We start from the raw sequence: 16,893 nt of genomic DNA, 5'->3' as shown, positions 1-16,893 counted from the left end.
CTATCGCCAACATCGAGTTATCATCGTTTAGGGCGTGGACTACCAGGGTATCTAATCCTGTTCGATCCCCACGCTTTCGTGCATCAGCGTCAATACCAGCTTAGTGAGCTGCCTTCGCAATCGGAGTTCTAAGACATATCTATGCATTTCACCGCTACTTGTCTTATTCCGCCCACTTCAAATGGATTCAAGCCCATCAGTATCAAAGGCACTGCGATGGTTGAGCCACCGTATTTCACCCCTGACTTAATAGGCCGCCTACGCACCCTTTAAACCCAATAAATCCGGATAACGCTCGGATCCTCCGTATTACCGCGGCTGCTGGCACGGAGTTAGCCGATCCTTATTCTTCCAGTACATTCAGCTAGATACACGTATCTAGGTTTATTCCTGGACAAAAGCAGTTTACAACCCATAGGGCAGTCATCCTGCACGCGGCATGGCTGGTTCAGGCTTCCGCCCATTGACCAATATTCCTTACTGCTGCCTCCCGTAGGAGTCTGGTCCGTGTCTCAGTACCAGTGTGGGGGATTCTCCTCTCAGAGCCCCTAGACATCGTCGCCTTGGTAGGCCGTTACCCTACCAACTAGCTAATGTCACGCGAGCCCATCTCTATCCTATAAATATTTAATCAACCGAACATGCGAACTGTTGATGTTATGCGGTGTTAATCTCTCTTTCGAGAGGCTATCCCCCTGATAGAGGTAGGTTGCTCACGCGTTACGCACCCGTGCGCCACTCTCACCATCTTCGAGCAAGCTCTCCGATGGATCCCGTCCGACTTGCATGTATTAGGCCTGCCGCTAGCGTTCATCCTGAGCCAGGATCAAACTCTCCATTGTAAAATGAAGTTTTTGATTCCAACTATTTATAATAATCAGAATTCTTTTTTTATATCTCTGATCTTGGATCGAATTGAACAATTACTTGAATTTGTTCATGACTTTCGACTTTCGTCTGTCTACTCGTCACGCTTACATGATTGTGTTTTCTTAAAGAACTTTTCGCGCTTCAACTTCCGTATCCGCTATATTCCGAGGGCATTGCGCCGTCTTTATCTTTTTTGTTTTTCCCTTCGTTTCCGTTGGGACTGCAAAGGTAGAAATCTTTTTTGAACTTCCAAAAACTTTCTGAAGTTTTTTTTTCTTTTCTCTTTTTCGATTTCCGCGTTTAAAATAAACTGAGCGGGATTTTAAATCCTGCCAGACTTCTCTTAAACCCTTCTTTTTTCATGATTCCCTCTTTCGGGGTAACCGTCCCTCCCTTGCGGAGTGGTGCAAAGATAGGAAGTTTACTAACAAACTTCCAAGCCTTTTGTTCTTATTATTTTCATTTTATCCTTAACTACCTGTAACGGTGTGAGATTCTTTTTGTAAAACAGGTGATCGGAAGGCTGGAATGGCTCATCCGGCCGCCAGATTGGGACAGATAGCGGCATCAGGCAACGAAAACATCCTGAATTGCACCTGCCGGATCTATTGCCCCACCGACATAGCAAAGGGAGATCGGAAAACGCAAACATAGCCGAACAGAGAACAACAGAAGAATACCGCAGCACAGCAAAAGAATGAGAGCATACACCGCTCCGGATTACCCATTAAATGAACACACTCTTTTACTACTTTACTTAAGGTTTGTTTAGGTATAGCTTAGGTTATAGCTAAATAAATCCTAACCAAAAGCTAACTAAATACTAATTAAAATCTAACTTAAAGAAGAACTAAATAAAAGCGAATAAACATAACATTATGTAAATAACCCTACAAGTGTCCCAGCATCCAACCAGAATCACCATGATATAGGCATTTTTGGAGGGTTTATGGGATCAAAGAAAATGAGCAAGAGAAAGCGTTCAGCTTGTAACACGTTTAGAATAACGACTAAGTTCAAAAAACATAACAACCAAACAAAAGGCTCCGAATCAATTTAGATGATTCGGAGCGTCAGACGTTATTATAGTTTACATGCTCTAATCTCTTAATGCTGTAAGATCAGCCTTAGGCTTGGGCAAGTTCATGTTTTTAATTGCCAGGCGACAGGCATCAACCATTTCCTGCGTCATGGTATAGGTATACTTTCCATAATCGTCGTATTCCAACGTACCAACAAAAAAGAATCCGTATTTATCAAATAAATCTGTCAAATCCAATTTGGCCACTTCGCAGGCTGTTTTAACAAAATTCAGTTGATGAACGGCAGGATTACGCTCTCCCATCATCCGATCGGAGCTCCAATCCGAACGCTGTCTTCTCGGTTTATTCATATTCTGCTGACGGAAATTAAACAATGGACGTGTCTGGTGTACGTGGCCTACCTCAATTCCGGGACTAAAGTTGAACTGATAAGTAATACCAAAAGGCAAGTTAACTTTTGCGAAGAGACTTGCAAAAAGGGTATTCTGCTTGTTCATCCGGTCATTGTAGGTCATATTTAGAAAAGGATTACGGGCATTCAATCCGCTATCACCTGTCGGAATCCGCCTTAATGTGCCATCCGGATTGTATTTACCACCAGCGCGCCCCACATCTGCTCGCCATTTCAGAAAACCAGAGCCATCGTAAGCACGTTGATTACGTACTAGCGGAGCTACTCTCCAGTTGATATTCGCCGTCAACACGGGTTTATCGCCTGTTCCTTTTTTGGTGGTAATGGCAACTACCCCTGTAGCAGCTTTAGCACCATAAATAGCCAATGAGCGCGCGAGAAAAACATAAGCCACAAATCAGCCACAAAAGGTATTGTTGTTATACTTTACACAAATTGCAGCACTCAATCAAAATGCAACCGTTCAAGTTCGTTGTATTAAAAAATAAAAATAATCTCTTCTTATTCGTTATTTAAACAGAATCCCCCAAAAAGAGTCTTTTTATAATGCTTACCCTGTTGGGTTTGCAAACTGTATCGGCCCAAGAAACTCCAACAGCGATCTCTAAAGGAAAATGGATGGTCGAAACGAATCTCTCGCCACTGACCGGCCTTTCTACTTCCGGCTTTAGCTTTTATTCCAACAATGGCGCCCAGCTCTGGTCTGTAGGCGGTGAAGCAGGTTATTTTTTCCAAGATAAACTAGCTGTCAAAGCAGGATTAGGTTTCACTGGTCAAAGATATGTATTCGATTTTGATGGCCAAAAAATCGAATTGAATTCTACGCATTCGTTTATTTATAAAGCGGGATTAAAATACTATATTATCAATCAATTTCCCGTGCAGGTAGATCTAGGTGGTATTAATAGTGGTGGCGAGAATGCTTTCATTTTCGGAGGTCAACTCGGTTATGCCCTATTTTTAAAAGAAAACATTGCCATAGAGCCGGCAGTACGTTATGATCATGGCCTAAACGACAATGCCGATGGCATCAATGCTTTCAGCGCAAGAATAGGTTTTTCACTGCATTTCTAGAACAATTAAAACAATAAAAGGGGAAATGATTAGAATCATTTCCCCTTTTATTGTTAGTATCCTTTCTTTTTTAATGGATGCCTTTGAAAATTCTATTCCATCGTATTTTGGAAAGCCCATTGCCATCTGCATTCCAGCTCATCCAGGTAAACAATGCTTTTCCGACAATATGATCTTCCGGAACAAATCCCCAATCCCGCGCATCGAGCGAATTGTGCCTATTGTCGCCCATCATCCAATAATAATCCATTTTAAAGGTGTAGGAATCTGTTCGGTTTCCATTGATATAAATCCCATCCGATTTCTTTTCCAACTGGTTATTTTCATACACCCGGATAGCTCGTTCGTAGAGTGGAAAGGTCTGTGCATTTAGAGGAATAGTCATGCCTTTCTTAGGAATGACAAAGGGGCCAAAATTATCGTAGTTCCATTTGTATTGTGGATCGTTTGGAAAGGTGTTTGCTTGGGCAACTCCCGGTTTTTCCAAGTTCATTTGCATGGATTTGACATTGGACCAGGATTTCACCATTGCCGCCTGTTCTTGGGTTAAAAAGATGAGATAAGCGCCGGGCTGAATGGGAGAGACTTCTATTCCCATATCTTTCAAGCGCTGTTCGTCCAGACCAGTCTCATCGGTGATCACAATATAATCCATTTGACTTTCCGGAGCAACAAAACCTGGCTTGTCGTTCACAAACAATACCCCTTCTTTCATATCGATTTTATCTCCCGGCATTCCCACACATCGCTTAATCAAATGTTCACGTTTATCTACTGGGCGGGTCTGAATCGTAAATTGTTGGTGTACGGCTTCACGTCCCATGCTACGCACCAAATCATAATAGGGCAAATCCTGATTTTCCACAGCAACAGTATCACCTGCTGGTGCATTAAAAACGATTACATCATTCCGTTTGATCTCTTGAAATCCGGGCAATCGTTTATAGGGTAGTTCAATAAGTTCAGAAAAAGCTTTCCCTCCTATTAATGGCATCGTATGATGTGCAAAAGGAAAGGCTATTGGTGTATTGGGGATGCGGGGACCGTAATTTAGTTTACTCACAAAAAGATAATCGCCAATGAGTAAAGACTGCTGCATAGAACCCGATGGAATCATAAATGCTTCCAATAGAAATCCACGAATTAGCGTTGCAGCGACAGTTGCAAACACAATCGCATCCGCCCATTCACGCACCATCGATTTTTTATAGGGGTATTTTTTCTTATAATCTATATACGATTCATGCGCAATTCCCAGCTCAGAGTCCTTTGTCATCAGCTTACCTGCCTCATTTGCAGCTTTAAGGTTTTTGGCATAAAGACCATTCAGAAATTGCACGTTTTTATCGCTACCCCAAATTGGCAGTACAATAAACGGAACCAATACTGCAGCACAGTTTTCCCAAAACCTTCTCTTTCCAAAACAATGAATAAAATCGAGGTAGAGGTTATAAAAGACAAAAACATTGACAATCGGAACAAACAACAGGATAAGTTGCCAGGTTTTCTTGCCCAGAATGCGCGATTGGATCCACTGGCTATAAAGAGGAACAATTCCCTCCCAGCCTCTGCGCCCTGCTTTTTCAAATAGCAACCAAAAGCCGTAGGCTGCGACTATAGTCAATACAATAAAGATGGTAAGTATCATAAATTCGTTTAATTGCAGTATTAGTCAATATAAGATCTTAATAAATAAACAGTTTCTTCTTTCCCTCCGAAGAGGCATTTGAAGATTGGATCTCATTATAGCGCATAAGGTACTTTATAAAAAGATCATAATCATACTTTTTTTCCTTTTCAAATTCTGCGAATAACTCCGGTTCGTCATTGATCAAACGCCCTAAAGCGATAGTCCGCTTCTTCTTACTGTTACTAAAAAGTCCATTCGTATTGCTATTTATTTCAATCACCTCGCCGGTTGACTTTTTTAATGCATAGGCATATTTAGACTTACTGACTCCAATGGATAACATCGTACCTCCACCGCCTGTACCAAACATCATTCCGCCGCCACCACCGAGATTCAAATTAGACACATAATAAACCATTATTTCTCCATCAACCAGCACTTCTGCAAAAGTTGGCTCCTCTGTATAATATCGACCTATTTGAAATACTTGTGGAGAAGTTCCCTGAACAGGTTCCAAGCCATTTTCGACATAAGAGGGTGCATAGACTTTTCTTTTTGACTCCCAGTAAGCACGAAATACCTGATCTGGGGTAAAAGTTAGTTTCTCTTTCTGTTGATTTTCAAATTTGAGTTTGTGATCCTTGATGGAGGAGATTTTTCCATAAAGGGTATCTGCGTTCATAAGCACTACGTAATCTGATTTATTTGTGCCTTCCTGTGCTCGTGCTGTCATCGAGATCCCTACACAGGAAGACAAAAGCACGGCCGTTAAAATTGATATGGCTTTCATTGGAGTCTGTATTTGTCAATAGCTTATGAACCTATTAACCTATTTTGATTGTATTAATGATATACTCGGCACTCTCTGTCCAAGCTTCATGTAAAACTACATAAAAATATGAAATTCAAGTTCGGCCTTAGGAGTTTTAACGTTTGTTAGCATTTTGTTTTGCTAGGTGCTGTCCTACAATACTGCGCAAAGATTTTAGGACCCCGTGTTTCTCAAGCAAACAACAGCTGTACTACAAAAAACAAAGCCACATCATTTTCGGTGATGTGGCTTACCCAATAGCTCATGCAATAAGGTTAACTTTTATATTTACTTTCAAATGCTGTGGATGCTTGATTGACACCATTGCTCATATTTTCAAATGCTTTATTGATATTTTCAAGCAATGCAGACTCTTTAGCAGCATCAGGTGTCTTATTTTTTCGGAGTTCAATCAATTTCGGATAATCCTCCGTAACGATTTTTTTATACCCATTTAAGCCATCAAGAACTGCTTTTTGGAATGTCGCATCGCCTTTGAAATCTCCCAGATCTTCGACTTTCTTGATATCATTATTCAAAGATTTTTCCCAATCTGCGCGGACCTGTTCGGCTTTCGTATAATCGGAGCCATTCATGGCGGCATTCATGTCTGTCACATGTTTTTCACTACTGTTTATAACGGTAATAATTGAATTGTTGTATGCTGCAGGATCTTTTTCTCCCGAACCACAACTTGATAGGCTCAGAACCGCTGCGGTCATCATGCCCGTAATAAATTGTTTAATCATTTTGATCTATTTTGTTGATATATTTCAGTATTTAATGCTCATTTACACAAAGATAGCCTTCAAAACAACTGAATTTCATCACGGAAATCAGGGATTTCTGCAGCCATTCAAGCTAAAGGGACATTAACTGATTGCGAAAGTTGTGATTGCCATTACGTTGGTCAAAGCGGTCTGCGAGTTGATCCGCCAGTTTCCCATAATGATTAGCCAATTCGCTAGCGGTGTAGGTATTTTTCCCTTGAAAAAAATTATGCTGATTGCCGAGCTCAAGCATAAAAGATTCATCAGAGCCAAAATTCCTCATGGCTTCACAGATATAGCAGGCCAACTGAAACATGGATCGATTGTCGGGACCATCAGCCCAAGGCAAAAATCGTTCGATCCATTCCTTCGCTTTACCAATATCGGTATAGGAAAAATAGGTTGCTAGTTTAATTGCCGAAATCAAAATTGCGGAGTCCTTTTCTTTCTTAAACACCTCCTTTTCTGCCAGTAGCGCCATTTTATCGGCCTGTTCAGTATCACCTTGCTTAAGACCTTCATAAGCCAGGTTCACTGCCGTACGCAAAGGCACATGCGAACAGGTAAACTGGCCTTCAATTAAAGGTAAGGCTTTATCGACTGCTGGGCTATAGCCATCCTGTAATAGTGTTGCTGATACTTCTGCATCCATTTCACAGGCTTCACAATCGCTCATGTCATCTCTTTGCATAGCATTTACGTTTTTCAATGCGCGCTCGATAGCGACAATATCTTTTTGCGCCAGCGCATCACTCAGCTCCTCATTGTATATGGCACGCTTACCATAACCGTTGCGGATCAATCGTTGTTCAAAGTCGCCCAAAGCTGCTTCAATCTGCTCACGGCTGACAGCAGGATTATCGTATAATTCGGACATCATCCATTTGTATTGCCATAAGAAATCTTCTTCATTAAAGAGTTCCGGATTTTCATCGTAAGCTTGTAATATCCACGCAAATGCGGGTAACGACTCAGTTGAAAAAGCGAGGTCTATCTCTTCACTGATTAAATCTAAACGAAGGTCATATCCCCATTCAATATCTTGGTTTTCATCTGCAATCCGTATAGCCTGTGTCAATAGATTAACCTTCTCAAAGGTATTGTCTACGCGTGCAACCTGATTGCGCAGTTTCTGAATTTTAAGTGTATACATCTTCTTATTCTCTTCTTTTAATGAAATATTTCCTTTTTAAATAAGCTCTCTAAAAGGTAAAGGGAAATTCTGACCTAGTGTAGAAATCCCTCAACCGCTTTAAAGATTCACAAAATTATCCAACCCCATGACGATGAGGCTTTTCAGGGCCTCGTTCATAACCTTCATTTCCCGCTCTTGGACAGGGTACTTGCCCAAAATTAGCGCCTGCACGTAAAGCACTTCCATAACTGAACGAAGCATGTAGACATCTTTTATATCCATTAGCGTTTTGATCAACGCATTGTCAGCATTTAAACATAACGTATTCTGGATCTTATTTGGCCTCGATGTCTTGAGTACTTGCGCAAAAGGATTTGCATTTTCCTTTAATTGGCTAATCGTATTTTCTACATTATTTTGCTCCATTTTTGTAAAAATAGCCGGCGTATCAATCGGTTTAAACCGTCTAATTTCAAGGACGCAGCTATAATCGTCTAAAATGCGCTGCACTTCTTTCTGAAAAGAAACATAGTGATTGTGCTCATCTTCATGAATTGGCTGAAACGTTTCCAGGAGCTGATTGGGCGACATCTCTGTTATCTTATAATCGCTATATTTTTGTTTGATCCTGCGGAGCAACTCCGTATCAAAGGTATAAGAAGCATTCACAAGAATCATTCCCTGTGTATCGGCCATACGGTCAATCTGTTTGAAATCCTCAAAATCAGCGCAGTAATAGAGCTGCTGTTGCTGATCGATGATATTTTGGAAACTCCGCTGTCCGCGATTGGTTTCAAACGGGATATCAGCTAAAAAAATAGCCAGGAAGTCGGGATCTTCGAGCGCAAAAGCTTTTAAATGGAGATAATGTGTCTGGATAATACGTATATAAATATCGAAGTCTATCTTCTTCACTTGTTGCAGGTACGTTTTGAGCACAGCTGCAATTTCTTTTCGCGCCTGCCGCAATAGATCATTTTTCATCAGAGACTCCCGTGAGGCAGTAGCACTAAGTTCCTCTGTATTGACAAGCATCCGGACAAAAAATGCCCAATTTGGCAAAATAGACTGATCTTCTTCGGCAAGAAACATACGCTTCAAGTAAATTCGGTGACGCTGCTTACTGCTAAACTGGGTACGGAAAGGTAAAATATACAACACACCCTTTGCCTTACCCGCCTTCGTTTCAAATGGAATTGCATCCAAAAAGTTGACATGAAAGAGTTCTTTGCCTATAGCAAGCAATTCCGTCTTCGAAATCGATGGAGCAAGCCATTTGGGTTCTTCTTTATGGATGACCTTTTCGGCACCTCCTACTACAATAGAAATGGTTTCTCGCAGCGCATCTCCATAAAACTTGATTTTTTTCTCAAAATAATCCCCTTCAAAAATATAGTTGAATTGCTTTTTAGGGCTTAGGATAACCCGTGTTCCGACAGGAATATCTTCTGCCAGACGCTCGATTTTATAGTCCCCTTCAGCTCTAGCCGTCCAACGTAGAGGCAGTTGTTCAAGAGCGGATTTTGTTTCAACAATAATCTCATCGCTGACCACAAAACAAGAAAGCAGTCCAATACCAAACTTACCGATAAAGTCCTGAGCATCCTTGATGTCCTTACTCTTTGAACTCTCCCCGATAACCGACAAAAATTGATGAATATCGGCCTCCTTTAGGCCTATTCCATTATCGCTGAACAGAAACTTCGGCTGTTCAGTGCCTGGCAGCTCAATCGTTATTTTTCCCTGATGTCGTTCATCCAAGTGTTTCAATGCTGTAATTGCATCCACGCCGTTTTGAAGCAGTTCCCGAATAAATGTATTGGGATCGCTATAAAGGTGTTCTGAGAGCAGTGCGATCATTCCTTTCAGATTGACCTGAAAGGAATAGGATTTTTCTTCTTGCATGTTTTTCTTACTTTCTCGTTCTCTTTGTCAATCGAATAGCATCATCATGTCCATTGTCTGCCGCCCGTTCAAACCACTCCAGGGCAAGATCTTCATTTTCTTCTACCCCGTCCCCCATGAGATAACAGTTGGCCAGTTTATATTGTGCGTCAGCATGATCAGCTTCGGCGGCCTTCATAAGCCATTCGACTCCGTCTTGAAGGTCCATCGGTACGCCATCTCCTTCCAGCAGTTGCACCGCAACAAAGTAAGTGGCATACACATTCCCTTGCTGCGCCACTTCCATAAAATACCCATAGGCGGCTGCTTTATCGATCTCGGTACCTATTCCAAAATAATAACAACGGGCCAATCGGTAGCTCGCCTGCTGATTTCCTCGCTCCGCAGCTTGAGTATAATATCCAAATGCTTTTGTCGGCTGCGCTTCCACGCCGATACCAAACTCATAGCACATGCCAATTCCCTCCGTCAGATAGCCAAGTTTTTCGGCACGCATGTAGTAATCAAAACCTTTGTCGTATTCTTCCCGCTGATCATAGTCGAAGAAAAAGTAGTCGCCAAGCAGCAAGAGTGCCTCAGCTACATTTTTTTGTGCTGCCTCTTCCAAAAGCTGAAGACCATGTGCTACATTCTGTTGCACCAAACCGGTCAAATAATATCGTCCCAATACGTAAATTGCATAAGGGAACCCCAGATCGGCAGCTTTCTTAATGTTTTCCTGTGCTTTAAATGTATCTTGGTTCAATCCATAACCATACTCATAACAGAGACCCAGATCTGTCAAAGCCTGTACATGATTTCGTTCAGCAGCCTGTTGGTATAAAGCAATCATCCGGTCCAGATTTATCTCCGTACCTATGCCCCCCCGGTAACATCGCGCCAGTTCATATATACTATTTAGCTCCTGCATCCCGGCTCCGGTTTCAAAGGCGGTAAAAGCTGCTTTCGGTTGGGGAGCTCCGGACTGGTGATAATCATTTTCCAAATAAATACCTTTTAAATAATAGGCATAGGGATAGCCAAGATCTGCCGCACGCGAGAAATAATCAAAGGCCAATTTATAATCCGGTTCGGATTTTAATTCAGCAGCTAAACCCATTTCAGTCAGCGCAGTAGCGTTATTATATACTGCCGCTTCCTCGAAGTAAGGCAATGCAGCCGCCAGATCAGGCGCATCATTATGGATTCCATATTTTAAGAATCTGCCGACTTGATATAAAGCTTGTGGCAGTTTATCTTTTGCAGCGTCCTGATAGTAAGCAAAGGCGGCTTTGTAATCCGGAGCCAAACCCTCGTAACCAGATTCGAGCATATTGCCTAGGCGCAACTTCGCGTAAGCAATATTTTTTTCCGCCATTGCGCTGAAGCGCTGGAATGCTGATGTTTCATTCTTTGGGAGGAACTGACCTTCGAGGAGGATTTCAGCAAGTTCAACCTGCGCTTCCACATAATTATCTTTCTCGTCGAGCAGATGCAATAAAGATAATCCCTTTTCGATGTCCTGCAGCACGTTCTGATAGAGATAGAGACAAGCAAGACGATAGCCCGCATAATTATTATTATAATCATATGCTTTCTGGAGATACCACAGCGGTTCTTCGAAATCCTGTTTTTCCAGACGGTCATTGCCTAATACCTGAAGTTTGATAAGTGCTATTTGCACCGCAGCATCCATCATTCCGTATTCAAACAGCTCTTGATATTCCGGTATAAGAAGCTCCTGTTCAATTAAGGAAGCCGCCCCCGCACGTTTTATTTCATTCAGCACAAATCTGCAGTAACGAGACTCAGCCATCGCAATACCCTCTTCCAGTGTTTGCAGGCGTTTTTCCTTGTCCTCTTTACGCGCATAGTAAAATTGTAGCGCCTCATAATAATGGCGCAGTAGTTTCCTCTCCGGAGACTGCTTGAGCACCTGTATACGGTCAAAGACTTCTTCATATTTATCGGTCCAGACATCAATATGGGCAGCATATGCAATTCCCCAAAGATATCCGCCCAAAGCGAGTGCATCCAGTTCGGCCTTGGCGCTATCGCGGTCGATATCGGCCAGCAAACCTAAATAATTGTAGTATAGATAAAGGGGTCTTGCCCATTCAACCCCAGCATCGATGCCTCTCTTCAAATAAAGGGAAGCCTTTTCTTTCTCTACCACATGTCGGCGACATAAAATATGCTGTAAGCCAAGCTCCACCCATGCATGAGGATTGATCGCAGCATAGCGCTCTAATATTGTCCGTATTTTATCAATAAAAAAGGAATAATCCTCTTCGTTCAGATATACGTTTACGGCAAAATCAGTTCCTTTTTCAAATAATGCATCATAAAGTGCAGCCGCACTGGACTGCTCCAAGTTGTGCTCAAAATAAATCAGGACATCAAGCCATATATCGGGCGTAATTCGTTTCGAAAGGTCAACTGTCAATTGATGTTCAGCCGATTGCAATGCGGCAACTTTAATAGAATATTCTTCACTTAACTTCATATATCATCGTATGTACTACTTGTAAAACATGCTTTTTATACTCTTTAGGCGCCAAAAAGCAATAAAAACTTTGCCACTGTATCATACAGTCTATTCTGTTATTATAATGCAACTATATTGCTTTTAAAATCTTTTCACTATATTTGTTGCAACTTAATTGCAATACATACTACTTGGAATACATATGGATTGCACGACTTACGCTTTACGAATCGAATCCACATAGATGAATAGGTATATTATTTTTTCAATTATCGCAGCACAACAACTATTTCTCCCGTGTTATGGACAGGAGGAGAGCATCGAGCTTGAAGAAGTTAAAGTTGGCGGGCGACGTTATCACCGCGCAGCAGAGGGCGCATTATCGATCCAGCTGTTGACTGCCGACTCTATACAAAAATACCAGACGGGAAGTTTAATGCAGACATTAAGCCGGCTTCCCGGTGTCAGCGCCATCGGCATAGGTGCCAATCAATCTAAACCCCAGATTAGAGGGCTCGGATTTAATCGTGTGGCCACGGTAGAAAATGGCATTAAACATGAAGGCCAGCAGTGGGGATTGGATCATGGACTGGAAATCGATCAATTCAGTGTGGGAAGTGCCGAGGTACTTAAGGGGGCCAGCTCATTTCTATATGGCTCAGATGCCATTGGCGGTGTCGTTCGGTTAGCACCGCCAGCGGAACTACAGGAGACAGGTTTTAAAGGGCAGTTTAACCTATTGACAAAGTCAAACAACGCGACTTTTGGCGGATCGCTACAAGCACAGGGCAGAAAGGGGAATTGGGTATTTGGAGGTGGATTCACGCACTTGGAATATGGCGATTACCGAGTACCCACAGATACCGTCTATGTCTACAATTATGCGGTACGCCTGAAAGATCGGCATGTTCGCAACACGGCAGGACGAGAAACACATTTTCAACTACGTGGTGGATATCTATCGGATCGTTTTTCTTCGATTTTCTATCTGAGTAATTATCATACAAAGTTTGGCTTCTTTGCCAATGCGCATGGCTTGGAACCACGGGGCGTAGATACAGCTCTTTATGACAAATCCAGTCGGGACATTGGTTTCCCTAGCCAGACGGTCAATCACCTGAAGCTTATTAACCGCAACTTTATCGATCTGGATAAGCATAAGCTTTGGATAGACCTGGGTTATCAGAAAAACTATCGGCAAGAATACAACAATTACACCGCGCATGGTTATATGCCACCTGTTTATCCAAAAGATATGACTATCCCAATCAATTTGGAAAGGTTGTATGACAAACAAGTCTATAGTATCACTGTAAAAGACCAATTTGAGTTGGCCAGACATCGACTTACCCTAGGTGCAAATGGAGAGTATCAGGACAATCGGATCGATGGCTGGAGCTTCCTCATCCCCTCTTTTAACCAAAAAGCAATGGGCCTATTCGTCTACGATCAATACAAGCTCGCGGACCAAACGATGCTTTACGGGGCGTTGCGTTACGATTACAGCCATATTCAGACCTCACCTTATCAGGATTGGTTCGAATCACAGCTGGAAGACCATCAGTCGGGAAGAATAGTTCGGGCTTCAGCGCTCAGTCGCCGTTTCAATAGCCTGGTTTGGTCTTTAGGAGCGGCACATCAATTCGGAGATCTGGAAACCAAAATCAATCTAGGAAAGAGTTTCAGGGCCCCTATTGCACAGGAGCTCGGTGCTAATGGTGTCAACTATCACTACTTCAGTTATGAAAAAGGTAATCAATCCTTGTCGCCCGAACAATCCTACCAGCTGGATTTATCATTGACCTGGAGTCCCAGAAAAGTCTTTGTCGCCTTTACGCCGTTCTTTAATTACTTTTCCAATTATATCTACCTCAACCCCACGTCGCGCTACGATCAATATTATGGTGCCGGCAATCAAATCTTTGAATATATGGAAAGCCGTGTTCGCCGCTATGGAGCTGAATTGAAGCTCAGCTATCAGCCTTTAAAACAATGGAAAGTAGAATTATTGGGCGAATATGTCCGATCAGAACAACTATCTGGTGCAAAGAAAGGCTATACACTTCCGTTCTCTCCGGCACCTTCAGCGTTGATGGACATCAGCTGGACAGCAAAAAATAGCAAATATTTTAAAGAGACCTACTTTTCCGTCGATTGCAAATGGACAGCTGCGCAGCATCATATTGTTCCGCCAGAAGAGTCCACAGCAGCTTATCAGGTTTTCAACTTTCGAGCAGGCACACAGCTGCGGTTTTCGGGATCTGCCCTCCAATTACGCTTACAGGTTCAAAATCTATTTGATAAGAAGTATATGGATCATACCAGCTTTTATCGGCTGATCTCATTGCCTGAACAGGGGAGGAATTTTATTCTATCCGTTGGAGTTCCCTTTGGAAAACAGTCCAGATCATAACATGAATCACCGTGAATGAAGAATAAAAATAACATCTACCGAAAGACAACCGCTTTAAATAAGCCTTTGATCGCAATGAATTACGTGAATCGAAGCGTACAGTAAACTCTTATACAATTTTGTAACGAAGACACCTGAATAACCGAACATCACACAGGCATGCTAACAATAAAAGATATACGAATGAATAAAAATTTAAAAATGAAACGATCTCCTATGAAAACAGTCCAAAAATATACACTTATCGCGGTGTTACTTACGATGGCCGTTGCCTGTAAGAAAGATAAGGAAAGTATCGACACCGAAAAACCGGTCATCGCCATCGATTCCGAAACAGCCTTTCCAAAACAGTGCAGCACCATTAAACGCGGTACAAGCTTTACTTTCCACAGTAAGCTATCCGACAATGTAGCGCTCGGAAGCTATAGTATTGATGTACACCACAATTTTGACCATCATTCGCATAGCACAGAAATCGGAGAGTGTACTATAGAACCTATCAAAACGCCTATCAAACCCTTTACTTTAGTCAAGACGGTCAATATTCCGGGTCAGCCACAGCAATACGATGCCGAATTAAAGATTGATGTACCAGCCGATATCGATCCGGGCAATTATCATTTTATGATCCAGGTGACTGACCTGGCGGGATGGAGCAGCCAAAAAGGAATCAGCATCCGTATACTCGAATAATACCATACATATTTATCAACTCAATTTAATTAAATCCATTTTACATGAAAACTAGAAACATTCGCTTCTTCTTCCTGTTAAGTACAATTCTTTTCGGTTTTTTATCATCCTGTAAGAAAGATAACGAGGAAATTCCAGCACTTGCAAAGCCCCAGATTACCGCACTCGAAATCGGCAGTGGCAATAACAAAACTGTTCAGGCAGGATCAGACCTTCATCTTGAAGGCGATATTCTCGCCGAAGCACTCATTGCTAAGATCGAAATAGAGGTTCATCAGGAAGGTGGTGGTCAATATAAGTTCACAAAAGCCTATACGGATGGGAAATACATTGGTGTAAAAAATGCGACATTTCATGAACACATCGATGTTCCGGCGGATGCACCCGCAGGAGCCTATCATTTTCATTTTACAGTAACCGACAAAGCCGGAAATACAACTACTGTAGAATCCCCATTAACCATACAAGGTACAGATGCCAAAGTTGCCTATAAGCTTATATTTACGGAAGTAGCCGGCGAAGCCCATGGAGACCATTTCCATGATCTTGCCGACAAAGAAAAGGTAGAACCAATTGTTATCAGCTTTGATGAGAAGGGAACAGTATTGGCAGGAGGACATGCTCACCTCCATCCCGCAGGGATCTATAAAATTGAATTAAAACAATTTGATACTTCTTCAAAAGAAATCCAGGGGCAATACATTGTCAATAAAGCAACAGCAGACTACTATAAAGCGTTCCTTACAGGTGGTTCTTTTGTTCTTAATCCCAATAGCAATACAGGAAGTGGTGCGATCTTTCAAACGAAAGAGGCGACCTACGGTGATGGCACTGCAGTCAACGGAGCAACGGAGACCACAGGAATCATCACGTACTTTACAGCAGGAAAAGATAATGAAGGCGAAAAAAATGTAGTCTTTGTACTTCGCAAATTTAACGATGCAACCACAAAAGCAAAAGTTACCCGTGCTGATTGGAACTCTTCGGATTATGTCGCTAAGTTTGCTGGTCAGGATCTCATAAAACTATCTTTTGAACTCCACGCAGAGGAAGGAGAAGATTAGTTAGCGCAATAAACTCGGCCTACTTACCAAAAAAACCTTCATGATTTCGCCCCTATGAGTGCGTGTAAAATCATGAAGGTTTTTTTATTTGTACAGAAATATCGGCCTAGTCCCTTACTTTCGTAAGCACATTTCCCTCTGAATCGAGTACCACCTTCCACTCCTCTTTTCGACTTTTCACTTCAAACGCATAACTCACTTTCTGCTCGGCGGTAATTTTTTTTGCGTCTTCAATGCGATAGCCCGGAAAATCTCTTTTCACCCGGTTCAGCACACTCTTCGGTAGTTCTCTTTTGTTGATTTCAGTTTTATACCGCAAAAGTTTTCCGTTATGCTGAAACCAAGCTTCCTGGTCAATGCCAAATAAACCCGTTTCAAACTCAGCTTCATAAACATTCCCCTTCAATTCCCAATCTACTTTTTTGGCTTTTGGAAATTTCTGCTGGAAACTATTCACCACGACAGCGGGAACTTGACTTTGTGGTATATCTTGAGCAATAGCTCCTGTTGTTGTCAGTGCAAGTACGAAAGCACTCCAGATTAATTTACAGTTCATGATTCTATTTTTTAGTGTACTACAAAGTAAAAAAGCGAATCTGTAAAGAT

General features: G+C 42.0%; 12 protein-coding genes and 1 rRNA gene. 4 read left to right on the top strand and 9 right to left on the bottom strand.

The window, feature by feature from the left end; translation table 11 throughout:
* Together A9970_RS16940 and A9970_RS16935 are read right to left on the bottom strand one after the other, a co-directional pair.
* A 16S ribosomal RNA gene (locus A9970_RS16940) occupies positions 1-842 on the bottom strand; the annotation flags it as partial.
* Positions 843-1,969: 1,127 nt separating this feature from the next.
* Positions 1,970-2,719 carry a hypothetical protein gene (locus A9970_RS16935; protein ID WP_182983153.1) on the bottom strand — a complete coding sequence of 250 codons (750 nt, stop codon included), beginning with the start codon at positions 2,717-2,719 and terminating at the stop codon, positions 1,970-1,972.
* 152 nt (positions 2,720-2,871) lie between these two features.
* Here A9970_RS16935 and A9970_RS16930 point away from each other — a divergent pair, with 152 nt between their 5' ends.
* Positions 2,872-3,399 carry an outer membrane beta-barrel protein gene (locus A9970_RS16930; RefSeq protein ID WP_182983152.1) on the top strand — a complete coding sequence of 176 codons (528 nt, stop codon included), beginning with the start codon at positions 2,872-2,874 and terminating at the stop codon, positions 3,397-3,399.
* A gap of 70 nt (positions 3,400-3,469) precedes the next feature.
* Here A9970_RS16930 and lepB read toward each other — a convergent pair whose 3' ends face one another.
* The 6 genes from lepB to A9970_RS16900 form a co-directional block, all read right to left on the bottom strand.
* Complete coding sequence (lepB, locus tag A9970_RS16925) at positions 3,470-5,047, bottom strand: signal peptidase I (RefSeq protein WP_182983151.1); 1,578 nt, start codon at positions 5,045-5,047, stop codon at positions 3,470-3,472.
* Between the two features lie 37 nt (positions 5,048-5,084).
* On the bottom strand, positions 5,085-5,819 hold the full coding sequence (locus A9970_RS16920; RefSeq protein ID WP_182983150.1) for a hypothetical protein: 735 nt from the start codon (positions 5,817-5,819) through the stop codon (positions 5,085-5,087).
* A 296-nt stretch (positions 5,820-6,115) separates the two neighbouring features.
* Positions 6,116-6,589 carry a hypothetical protein gene (locus tag A9970_RS16915; RefSeq protein WP_182983149.1) on the bottom strand — a complete coding sequence of 158 codons (474 nt, stop codon included), beginning with the start codon at positions 6,587-6,589 and terminating at the stop codon, positions 6,116-6,118.
* A 112-nt stretch (positions 6,590-6,701) separates the two neighbouring features.
* Positions 6,702-7,763 carry a hypothetical protein gene (locus A9970_RS16910; protein ID WP_182983148.1) on the bottom strand — a complete coding sequence of 354 codons (1,062 nt, stop codon included), beginning with the start codon at positions 7,761-7,763 and terminating at the stop codon, positions 6,702-6,704.
* A 99-nt stretch (positions 7,764-7,862) separates the two neighbouring features.
* Entirely contained in the window at positions 7,863-9,650 is a 1,788-nt protein-coding gene (locus tag A9970_RS16905; RefSeq protein ID WP_182983147.1) for an HSP90 family protein, read from the bottom strand.
* Positions 9,651-9,657: 7 nt separating this feature from the next.
* Positions 9,658-12,135 carry a tetratricopeptide repeat protein gene (locus A9970_RS16900; protein ID WP_182983146.1) on the bottom strand — a complete coding sequence of 826 codons (2,478 nt, stop codon included), beginning with the start codon at positions 12,133-12,135 and terminating at the stop codon, positions 9,658-9,660.
* 226 nt (positions 12,136-12,361) lie between these two features.
* On the opposite strand from A9970_RS16900, the gene A9970_RS16895 reads away from it, so the two are divergent.
* From A9970_RS16895 to A9970_RS16885, 3 genes are all read left to right on the top strand, one after another.
* Positions 12,362-14,530: a TonB-dependent receptor gene (locus A9970_RS16895; RefSeq protein ID WP_182983145.1), complete on the top strand. Its 2,169-nt coding sequence runs from the start codon at positions 12,362-12,364 to the stop codon at positions 14,528-14,530.
* Between the two features lie 216 nt (positions 14,531-14,746).
* Positions 14,747-15,223, top strand: coding sequence for a DUF4625 domain-containing protein (locus A9970_RS16890; RefSeq protein ID WP_259655420.1), 477 nt, complete (start codon positions 14,747-14,749; stop codon positions 15,221-15,223).
* A gap of 44 nt (positions 15,224-15,267) precedes the next feature.
* The gene (locus A9970_RS16885; RefSeq protein ID WP_182983143.1) at positions 15,268-16,287 is read left to right on the top strand and encodes a DUF4625 domain-containing protein; all 1,020 of its coding nucleotides are present in this window, start codon (positions 15,268-15,270) and stop codon (positions 16,285-16,287) included.
* Positions 16,288-16,393: 106 nt separating this feature from the next.
* On the opposite strand, the gene A9970_RS16880 is transcribed toward A9970_RS16885, so the two are convergent.
* The gene (locus A9970_RS16880; protein ID WP_182983142.1) at positions 16,394-16,843 is read right to left on the bottom strand and encodes a PepSY-like domain-containing protein; all 450 of its coding nucleotides are present in this window, start codon (positions 16,841-16,843) and stop codon (positions 16,394-16,396) included.
* Between the last annotated feature and the right edge of the window lie 50 nt (positions 16,844-16,893).

Origin of the sequence: Sphingobacterium sp. UME9 (assembly GCF_014170215.1) — a bacterium.
Taxonomy (GTDB): domain Bacteria; phylum Bacteroidota; class Bacteroidia; order Sphingobacteriales; family Sphingobacteriaceae; genus Sphingobacterium; species Sphingobacterium paramultivorum.
The sequence above is the reverse complement of the archived record's forward strand: the minus strand, read 5'-3'. Positions and strand labels throughout refer to the sequence as shown.

Excerpts from the sequence above, each read along its gene's own strand:
- A9970_RS16890 (WP_259655420.1), top strand. The coding sequence starts at position 14,747 with ATGAAAACAGTCCAAAAATATACACTTATCGCGGTGTTACTTACGATG.
- A9970_RS16880 (WP_182983142.1), bottom strand. The coding sequence starts at position 16,843 with ATGAACTGTAAATTAATCTGGAGTGCTTTCGTACTTGCACTGACAACA.
- A9970_RS16930 (WP_182983152.1), top strand. The coding sequence starts at position 2,872 with ATGCTTACCCTGTTGGGTTTGCAAACTGTATCGGCCCAAGAAACTCCA.
- A9970_RS16895 (WP_182983145.1), top strand. The coding sequence starts at position 12,362 with ATGAATAGGTATATTATTTTTTCAATTATCGCAGCACAACAACTATTT.
- A9970_RS16910 (WP_182983148.1), bottom strand. The coding sequence starts at position 7,763 with ATGTATACACTTAAAATTCAGAAACTGCGCAATCAGGTTGCACGCGTA.
- A9970_RS16905 (WP_182983147.1), bottom strand. The coding sequence starts at position 9,650 with ATGCAAGAAGAAAAATCCTATTCCTTTCAGGTCAATCTGAAAGGAATG.
- lepB (WP_182983151.1), bottom strand. The coding sequence starts at position 5,047 with ATGATACTTACCATCTTTATTGTATTGACTATAGTCGCAGCCTACGGC.
- A9970_RS16885 (WP_182983143.1), top strand. The coding sequence starts at position 15,268 with ATGAAAACTAGAAACATTCGCTTCTTCTTCCTGTTAAGTACAATTCTT.
- A9970_RS16920 (WP_182983150.1), bottom strand. The coding sequence starts at position 5,819 with ATGAAAGCCATATCAATTTTAACGGCCGTGCTTTTGTCTTCCTGTGTA.
- A9970_RS16915 (WP_182983149.1), bottom strand. The coding sequence starts at position 6,589 with ATGATTAAACAATTTATTACGGGCATGATGACCGCAGCGGTTCTGAGC.
- A9970_RS16900 (WP_182983146.1), bottom strand. The coding sequence starts at position 12,135 with ATGAAGTTAAGTGAAGAATATTCTATTAAAGTTGCCGCATTGCAATCG.